We start from the raw sequence: 10057 nt of genomic DNA on the forward strand, positions 1-10057 counted from the left end.
CCTATCATGAAAGGGATAAATCCCAGAATGGTAGAAACTACCGTGAGGAAAATAGGAACGACCTTCGCATTCCACGCCTTGACGTAGGCACGAAGAGCGGAAAGACGGGGGAAACGACGTCGGATGCTGTTGTACTCGTTCAGGATATAGATGCTGGCATTCACCGTGATGCCGCACAGCAGGACGAACGAGGCAAAACCGCCCTGGTCGAAGTTCAGCCGGAACCAATAGAAAGTAAGAAATACCCCGATATAAGAAACCGGAATCACAAAGATGATGGCAAGCGGCTGCTTCAGGGAGTTGAACAGAACGCTGGTCGTAAAGAAGATGATGGCTATCACCACCAGCAGAAGCAGGTATTGGCGGTTGTCCTTCTCGCCCCATGACCAACTGTTGCTGTCCGACTCGGCTGTATAACCCATCGGCAACAGTTTGTTGAACTCCTCCAGGACACGTTTCTGTATCTTGTTGCCCATCTCATTGGAGCCGATATATTCGTATTGCAGGCAGAGGCGGTACTGCTGGTTTTCTTTGGCAATCTCCTGCGGCATCTGTCCCTTTTCCACAGTAGTCAGTTCGGAAAGCTTGTAATGCTTGCCGTTTCCTACTCCATAGGGAAAGAACTGCATCGCCCAGATGTCATATTCGGCAGACTGGCGGGAAGAGAGCTTGATTTTCTCCGTTCCCTGCTCGGCCGCTACCGAGCCAATCTCCAGATTCTTGCCGAAGATGGGGCGCACCGCAGAGAAAAGCACTTGCGCGTCGATGCCCTCTTGCGCCATGCGCTCCTTGTTCAGGTTGAAGTAGAATTCCTGATAGTCATCCTTCCACCAGGAGAACTCCGAATTGATGAGCACTTCCTTGATACGCCGGTGCGTCAGCAGCTTGGCCTTCAGCTTCTCCGCCCACTCATAGAGTTCGTCGTAGTTGTAGCCGTACATCCTGATGCGGTAGGAGCCGGCACTCTCGCGGACGTCATTACTGAACCCCTGGTCCTGCAATCCGTAGATGCCCCAGCTGCCGCCTCCCAGTTCCAGTGCCTTGCTTATCATATTGGCTTTCAGTGTATAGGGAAAACCGCTGTTCCGGACTTCCTTCTTGAAATAAATCTGCATACTGGCACGCCGGGGGCTGTAAATGGAAGTATGAAACTGCCTGATTTCCTTGAACCGGCTGAGGTAGGTCTCCATACGTTTCATCAAAGTGTTCATCTGCTCGAGGGTGCTGCCATTGGGAAGGTTGGCGTTGGCATAGAGCACCACCTCCTCATTACGGGTGAAGTAACTGCCTTCGTACACCTTCTGTATGAAAAGCCGCAAGCTGCCGCCCAGCGCCTTGTCCACAACGGGTTTCACCGACTCCTTATAGGTATCCGAACCGAATACCTTATTGTAAGCAGCTTCCCATTTTCCCCCTCCTTCCAGTTTGCCGGGCAACAGAAAAACGGGCAGACCGAAACCCAACAGTAACAGCAGGCATACAGCCCAGCGCCAACGGCATAGAAAACGGATGAGAGCAGAGTAACAGCAGGAGAAATAAACGGGGAAACGTCTGAAAATCCGTCCCAACCTTGTTTTGAATGTTTGCGTCAGCCCCGGCAAGACAAGACGCCTCTTCTTCCCCGTAATCCGCCTCACCAGTCCTATCTTCTCAATCATCGACGGAACAAAGAACAATGCCACCATCAAGGAAACAGCCAGATTGATGATCACTACCGCTGCAAAGTCCTGCAGGTTGAGCCGTATCTTCTCGTCAAGGAAGAAAATGATAACAAGCGCACCCATCGTAGTGAGGGTTGCCGCCAACACCGACAGGAAGGCCTTGAGATTACGCCGATGCAGAATGTGGTCGGTCATGACAATGGTGCTGTCTATCACCAGATTCAGCGAGACAGTGATACCCGCCAGCGAATAAAGCTGCATCTCAAGTCCGAAGAGGTAGTAGAAGATAAGTGCCACCGCTATATTTACAGCCAGGCTGGTAACTATCAGAAAAAGATATTTCAACTTACGAGTAATGAGCCATACGAATACAAGCAGGATGAGTACCGTCAAACCGGTACGGAAGTAAATCTTGTCCAGTTCTTCCCGTATGTACTCGGTCGCATCATAGCTGGCATGCACTTCATATCCGACAGGAAGTACCTGCCGAACAGCTTCCATCTCGTCCATCACGGCACGGTTCAGTTGCAACTGGTTGGCAGTTTCTTCCGCAGTAATGGATAGATAGACGGAATTCAGCCCATTGATGCGGTAATAGCTTTGCGGCTCCTCCTCCATACGGACAGCCGACACCAGTTCGTCCAAGCGGAGCAGTTTCCCGTCGGTAGCCGTCACGGTGATGGCAGCAGGATTAAAACCAAGGGAGTTGCTCTCCGGCACCAGTGCCAGGCGTATCCATTCCCGGCTACCGTTACCTGTATCCACATTGTGCGTACCCAGAAATTCCTTCCGGTAATGCCGCTGTACTGCCTCGCTGATGTCCGACAGTGCCACACCCAGCAAGCGCAACTGTTCACTGTCATATTCCAGTCTCCACTCCATGGGCGTGGCACCGCTGAGTTCCACCTTATAGATACCCGGAATATTTGCCAGCCGCGGCTTGATATGCTCCTCGGCATACTGCTGAATCAATATCGGGGTGGAGGGGGCGTTCAGGGTGAAGGACATGAAGGGGCGTGAGGCGTTCTCGTCGGGCACTTTCATGTGAATGGTGGGATAGCTGACACCTTCGGGCAATTGGGGCCACGTCTGCCGGATGATGGTGGAAGCTTCGAAGCGGACTGCCTCGACATCGGCATGCTTGTCCAGCTCCACAGTAATGTTGCCGTAGCCGTTGCCCGAGGTGGAGTTCAGCCGCTTCACTCCGCGGATACGCGCCAGCATGGATTCCAGCTTGCTGGTCACTTCCATCTCCACCACCCGCGACGAAGTGCCAGGCATGCTGAAACCCACCGTGAAGCCGGGCAGGCTGCGTGACGGATTCAGCTTGACGGGGAGCAGCGGTATCAACGCCACCCCTACCAAAGCAAGGCAGACAAACGCCACTATGACGGTGAAGGAAGAAACTCGTTTCATCAGTTATTATAATCAAATTTTTCCGACAGCGAAAATCCGCTGGCAAAGTCGTGCAACGTCAGTTTCCGTATCTTGTAATAATTCAGCCAGTAGTCCTGCAAGGCGGAGATGTAATTGCGTTGCGCTTCCTGCTGGCGGTTCAGCGAGAGGGTCAGGCTGTTGATGTCTGCCTTGCCGATAATGAAGCGCTGGCGGGTTTCGTTATACGCCAGGATGGCAAGGTCGAGGGCCTCTTCGGCACTGGCGACGAGGGCTTGCTGGACGTTGAAGTCACTGACGGTCATGATAACCTCCTCCTCAATGCTGATTTCACTCTGCCGGGCAGAAGTCTTCACCACGTTCAGATTGTTCCTCGCCATGTTGTATTTGCCTTTCCTCACGCCCCAATCCACCAGTGGAATGGAGACACTGACCGACACCATCTCCTGCTGCATGGGATGCCTGTATGCTTCACCGAATTTCTCTGCCACCTGGTTGAAGCCGACGCTGGCGTTGATGCTGGCGTTGAAGCGCGATTCCTTCTTCGTCTTGTCTACTGTCTGCTCGGCTTCCAGCACTTCCTGACGAAGCCCCAGAAATTCCGGATTGTTGGCTTGAGCGGCCAGCAAAGCCTCATCAACCGGTATGGTCAGCGCCCTCGGACGTCCCGGAAGCGACACCCTGATATCCGTGTTCTTCTCCATATTCAGGAAAGATGCCAACGAAAACATGGCGCGCTTCAAGGCACTGGCGGCATTCTGCAAAGTATTGCGGGCGTTCACCACGTCGAGTTTCAGCGTCAGCAGGTCGGCACGGCTGATGGCGGCTATTTTCAAGCGCTGCATGCCGATGCGGTAGAGGGTATCGGTGGAGACGGCATTGTCCTTGGCCAAGTCATATTCCGCCTGTGCCATGGCAAGCGCAAAGAAATAGGTCGTGGCCTGCTCGGATACTCGCTCTGCATTGTAAATATACTCCTTCTTCACCTTTTCGTACTTCAGCGGCTCAATCCTGCGTTCCCAACGGAAAGGATTGTAACCGACCAGACTCTGCGAGTAGCCCAAACGAACCGGAACACTGGTGAACTGGGTATACTTGTTTCCACCGAAGCTCCGCATATAGCCCAGCTCCGTATCCAGATAGAACGTACCGCCCGTCAAGTCGAAATTCTGTCTGACGGCAAGATTGCCGTATGCATAGAAGGATTGCTGGCTGCGATAGATGTCAAGGTCCTGTTCGGAGTCGTAACGCTTGGTGATATCGCGGTTGTACTGTGCCGGAGTCATGTTCAGCGTCAGGCTGGGAAGGCGGTTTGCCTTATAGGTGCGGTATTCCCAATAACCGGCCAGATACATGTTCTTGGTGCGGAAGGCTTCCAGCGAACTGTCATTCGCCAGGGCAATGGTCTGCTGCAAATCGAGCGTTATCCGCTGTTGGGCAAAAGCGGAAAAGGCTCCCAGACTGAACAAAAGTATAAGACTTAATTTCTTCATGCTCTTTCTTTTCTATAAATAAACCAATATATCAACGGGATGATGAACAGACTGACCAGTGTCCCCACGAACATCGCCCCAATCATCGCTATGGAAAGCGGCTTTTGCAACTCAGACCCCATATCGAACGAGAACAGCAGCGGAACCATGGCAAATATCGTGGTGAGCGATGTCATGATGATGGGCCGGAGCCTTCTCCGTCCCGCCTCGTGGATGGCCTCGAGCAACGGCATCCCCTCTTTCCGTAATTCATTAATGGCATCCAGCTTCAGGATGGAGTCGTTGATGATGATACCGCACGTCACAATCAGTCCGATGGCAGACATCAGGTTCAGGGTATGCCCGCATATCCACAACAGAAGCAGGGCAAACGCCACATCTATCGGAATTTCCAGCAGCACGATGAGCGGCTGCACGAAGCTTTCGAACTGGGCGGCAAGAATGAAATACATCAGCAGGATAGAGATGAAAAGAATCACCACCAACTCGTCCAGCATCTGGCGGTTGGAGAAGAAACTGCCGGAAAAGGCCGTATCCCAGTCACCCGTGGCATCCGCCTCCCGCTTCACCTTTTCCATCAACTCTGGAGCATCGTCCACTTCATAGAAACGGAACGGTATATATTCACCGTTGCGTCCTGCCGTAATCGTCTTCAAGTCCTCAGCCGGACGCACCTTTACCAGCTCCCGAAGCGGAATATGCTCCACTTCGCCCTTACTGTCCGGACGGGTCTGTATCAATGTCTGCTGCAGCACCTCGTTCACTGTCCGCTCCTCGCCCACAATGCTGATAGGCAGGTATTGCTGGTAGGAATGGAGCATAGCTACGCTGTTCTCCTTGAATGCCGTCCGCAGCGTACGGTAAAGCTCGTCATACGAAACGTCATAGAGCAACAGCCTTTCCTGCAGGATGCTTATGTCGAGCTGGTTCTCGAAAGCGATGCCTACGGGCGCTGTCCCCGTAAGCTCCGCAAACTGTTGTTCCAGTCCGCGCAATTCTTCCGCCGCCGGCGCCTTCTCCTTGTTACGGGCATAAAGTTCCGCCACCACATCGGCCTCCCCGGTCACGAAAAGCTTCTCGAACACGGTTTCGGGTGGAGAAAAGGAGACTGTCGCCAACGGATATTCCCGTGTCAGCCACTCGCCCGCCTGCTTCTGCAAGGGAGCAATCCCGTCAGGCGAGGAAGTCTTGAAATACAATTCTGCCTCCGAAGAAGAGAGAGCCTGCTCACGGTTCAGCAGATAGTCCTGCTGGCCTATGGCAGCCGTCTGTTCCACAGTCTCGTCCAGCAACTGTCCGAACAGCACATTCACACGATGCCGGTTCTCGTCCACATGTATATTTTCGTTCCATTCCACGTGGACTATCAGTTCATTCTGGTCTATCTGCGGCATACGCTCCTTGGCTATGGAATAGAACAGAAAGACACAAAGAGGAATAGAAACCACACAGAATATGATACTTACCGTCTTATGGGAAAATACCCAGTCGATGCCCGCATCATAAAAACGGTCCAGCGTATGTTCCTTCAACGGATTGTTGATGCGGATGCGGGAGAACCACGACCTGCCGCGCAACCCTGTCCGGTAGACCAGCATATAGAGGACCGGCAGCAGCATGATACCCGTGAAGTAGGAAACCAGCAACCCCACCGTAACAGAGAATGCCTGGTCGTAGAACAACGCCCCTGCAATGCCGCTCATGAATATCAGCGGCACAAATACGGCAATAGTGGTCAGCGACGAACTCAGCATGGGCGTAATCACCTCACTCGTTCCCGTCACGCAAGCCCGCCGCAACGAATAGCCCCGTTCGCGATACTGCGAAATGTTCTCCGTCACAATGATGCTGCTGTCAATCATCATACCCAACGCCAGAATCAATCCGGACAGAGAAATGATATTGAGCGACATCCTGAACAGATAGAAGAACAAGAAACAGATTACAATGGACACCACCATGCTCAGGCCGATGATGAACGGCGACTTGACATCCCCCAAGAAGAGTACCGCCACAATGCAGATGAACAGGAAACCCAACGACAAGTTCTGCTGCAGATTGGAGATGGTATAGTCCAGCAACTCCGTCTGGTTACGGCTGATGCTAAAATCAATGTCGGGATATACTTTCTTGAAGTAGTCCATCGTGCTGTTGATGGCAAGCTTCATGTCTTCCATATTCTCGTCCGCCTGCTTGATGACGGCAAGGGTAACGGCACGCTTGCCATTGCTCATGGAGACACCTTTCTCCTTGGCAGGAACAATCTCTACCCGGCAGAAGTCTCCCAAGCGGATGATACGTCCTTCCTTTCGCAGCAGGATGCCCTTCACGTCCTCCTCTGTCCGCAGCAGGGTGGAGAACTTAATGTTGTATTCGTAGTAGCCGTCGCGCACGGTCATGCTGCCCGGCTCCACGTTGTTTTGCGCCAGCACGTTTTCTATGTCTTCAATGGAGAACCCCAACACAGCAAGCTTACCCGGGTCGGGCACAATCTGTAACTGGCGTTCGACCAAACCCGTGACATCCACCATTGCCACTTCTGCCAACTGCTCGATGCGACGCTTTATGACATTTTCGGCAAACTCGCACAAATCAAGAAACGCGCGTTCGTCCACCTTGCCGTATGCACTGTCGCTTTTTAGGGTCAGATTGAGGTAGAAGACAGGAATGTCCGTCGCACTTGCCTTTATCACCTTCGGGCGTTCGGCATCCTTGGGCAGATAGTTCATGGCGGCGTCAATCTTCTCGTTCACTTCTATGAAGGCAAGGTCGGTATTCGTACCGAAGTCGAAGCCCAGGCGGATGATGCCTGCACCATCGCGCGTCTCGCTGTCCATGTCCTTCAGTTTCGCCACCTGGATGAGCTGCTGCCGCAGAGGTTTCACCACCGTATTCTCTAATTCACGCGCCGAGGTATTCTGCGCCGACACCTGCACTGTAATTTCCGGGATGGCAATATCGGGCAGCAAGGATACCGGCAAGGTGAAGTAAGTCACCAGCCCGACAATGAAGCATGCTGTAAATGCCATCAGTACGGCAATAGGCCGCTGTATCAAAAACTTTATCAATTGAACTATGAATTTTGAATTACCACTTATCACTCATTATCTATCAACCACCTTCACCGATGCTTCATGTGCCAGATTCACATTTCCCGTCACAATGACCGTATCGCCTTCTTTCAGGGCATCGTCGGCCATACTATAGCTTTCCGCATTCTCCAGACCGGTCTGCACATAGTTCCACTGCGCCTTTCCGTCTTTCAGGGTAAACACCACCTGCTTGCCCGAACGCAACACCACGGCACTCTTCGGGATTACAAGCTGTCCGCCCAGAGAGCGGTGCACGTTCACCCTCACGTTCATCCCACTGAACAGCCGTCCCTTGCCATTGACGGCAGCCTTCACCTTAACCATCCCCTTGTCATCCACCAGAGGATTGATTTGGGTGATGCGCCCCTCCTGCCTAAAGCCGGCATCCGAATAAGGGGTAACAATCACCTTGTCGCCACTCTTTATCAACGGCAGTTCGCTTTCCAGCACCGTGAAGTCCACCTCCATACCTTGAGTGCCGATAATGGAGCAGAAGGCTTCCGAGGTACTTGCCTCGTTGAACGGTTTGGAGAACAGGTTCGCCACTACCCCGTCAAAAGGCGCAACCAGCGTGGCGTGTTCCTCTTCATACGCGGCAAGCTCATACTGGGCGAGGCTCTGGTCGTAACCGCTCCTCACGCGGGCCAGCTTCATGATGTCAGCAGGTACTTTGGAGGCATCCCCCACCGGATAGCCTTGCCCTATCAATACATCCTGCAACTCAAGTTCCGCTTTTTCCAAGGCATCCTTGGCCCGCGCGGTCTTGTTCTTCAGGCGGAACTTATCCAGTTCGGCAAGTTTCTGCCCTTTGCGCACCGGGTCACCGTTCTTCACGTAGATGTGTGCCACTACACCGGTGGTCTCAAAACGCAAATCCGCCATGGCACCGGCGGTAACTTTTCCGTTGCTCACCAGTTCATGCTCAAAGGTCGCCCGCTTCAGGACTTTCACGGTCACTTCATTGCTTTCACTTGGCAGGACGGTTGCCACCCCTTCCTCGGACTCTTTTCCCTTTCCGGCATCGGAGCAGGCGGCAAGCAGGGCAACGGCCATGCATAGCAGGTATCGATAGTTCTGTGTCTTCATATTCATACTCAATTATAAATTGACAAAATTAATCGTTTCAAAAAAACGAACCGATATTTGCATGTGGACACTTTTTTCATAGCACTTTAGCAATTAGTTCGCTCATTATTAACACTTTCCGTTTTTATTCATCTTTTTTGATATGGACAAAAATAAGCTGAATCTTTTTTATTTCCTCCCTCATCTGTCGTATTGCCGTAGAATGCACTTTCGGCTCTTTCGTCAATACCATCCGCTTCATTTTTTCAAACTTGTCCGGTTGCCTGAAGCTTGGTTCCGCATAAAGCTTCGCAAGCAGATAATAGGGATAAATACGTCCCGGCAAACGATGGGTGGAACGGATAAACCAGTCTTCCGCTGACAAGCAATCACCCATCTGCTGATAGTTCTTGCCTATCACATTCAGTATCATGGGGTCACAACTACGCTGTAAAGCTTCTTTCAAAATACGGTTGGATTTACTGAACTGCTGCTGCTTGTGCAATCCATGCCCATATTCGAACAAGAAAGATGCCCGGTCCCTCAACAGAGGATAAAGGCGCCCGTACTCTTTCTCTGCCGATTGATACGCACCTGCATTATACAGCACCCGCGCATTCATCCACTCCCGACAGGCCTGCTCCACTTGCAAGTCATTCTTCAGGCGAAAACCGCCAATGATGCCTACTGATACAGCCAGCCCCAACCATTGCCAACGGTCGGCACCGGACAAGCACGCCACAAGCAATCCTCCAAATGTAACGATAAATACCGGAAGTTGTAGCGGATAGGAGGAAAAAGAGAATATCATCAAAGAAAGAATAGCCCCACAGATACCATAACGTCCTTTACGGACTCCCCTATACAAACACAGCACGACCACAACCAATAGACATACCGCCAAAGGAATGCCCAGTTCGACCGCAGCCTGCAGATATTCATTGAATGCATATTCCGGACTTCCCGCCACACGTTCCTCCCACGGTTCATAATCACCTGCTGCAAAATAAGTTTCCTGCGCATTTCCATAGGCTGCTGCGAAATTATGAATCCCATATCCGGTCAACGGCTTTTCTGCAATGGCACGACAAGTTATCTTCCACATGAAAAGACGGCCACGTGCAGAATCGGGTTTCAAGACAAACAGTAAATAGCCCGCCAATAGCAAGACACAGAATCCACCGACCACTACCATCACCACACGCTGCCTTTGCTGCTGCCATAATAATCTGAACTTATCCGTCCAATCCATATGCCAAGCATATACACACAGACAGGAAACTCCTGCCGCCAACCATGCCGAACGGCTCATTCCTGCCGGAAGCACACAAAAGATAAGCAGCATCACGCC

The 10057-nt window shown here is 52.0% G+C and carries 5 protein-coding genes; all 5 read right to left on the reverse strand.

Features of this window, described 5'->3' with window-relative positions:
* Window positions 1-3077 (reverse strand): efflux RND transporter permease subunit (locus DW800_RS19150; protein WP_133303841.1); only part of this gene is annotated, 3077 nt, incomplete at its 3' end.
* On the reverse strand, window positions 3077-4549 hold the full coding sequence (locus DW800_RS19155; RefSeq protein ID WP_005835284.1) for a TolC family protein: 1473 nt from the start codon (window positions 4547-4549) through the stop codon (window positions 3077-3079). The genes DW800_RS19155 and DW800_RS19150, both read right to left, overlap by 1 nt.
* Window positions 4546-7617, reverse strand: coding sequence for an efflux RND transporter permease subunit (locus DW800_RS19160; protein WP_016272554.1), 3072 nt, complete (start codon window positions 7615-7617; stop codon window positions 4546-4548). Before DW800_RS19160 ends, DW800_RS19155 begins: the two co-directional genes overlap by 4 nt.
* Window positions 7618-7653: 36 nt before the next feature.
* Window positions 7654-8727, reverse strand: a complete 1074-nt coding sequence (locus tag DW800_RS19165) for an efflux RND transporter periplasmic adaptor subunit (protein WP_016272553.1) — start codon at window positions 8725-8727, stop codon at window positions 7654-7656.
* 124 nt (window positions 8728-8851) lie between these two features.
* Window positions 8852-10057 (reverse strand): O-antigen ligase family protein (locus DW800_RS19170; protein ID WP_119958279.1); only part of this gene is annotated, 1206 nt, incomplete at its 5' end.

This window comes from Bacteroides sp. AM32-11AC, assembly GCF_003603515.1.
Classification (GTDB): Bacteria; Bacteroidota; Bacteroidia; order Bacteroidales; family Bacteroidaceae; genus Bacteroides; species Bacteroides uniformis.

Bases quoted from the DNA above. Each gene is read 5' to 3' on its own strand.
- DW800_RS19155 (WP_005835284.1), bottom strand. From the start codon at position 4,549: ATGAAGAAATTAAGTCTTATACTTTTGTTCAGTCTGGGAGCCTTTTCC.
- DW800_RS19165 (WP_016272553.1), bottom strand. From the start codon at position 8,727: ATGAAGACACAGAACTATCGATACCTGCTATGCATGGCCGTTGCCCTG.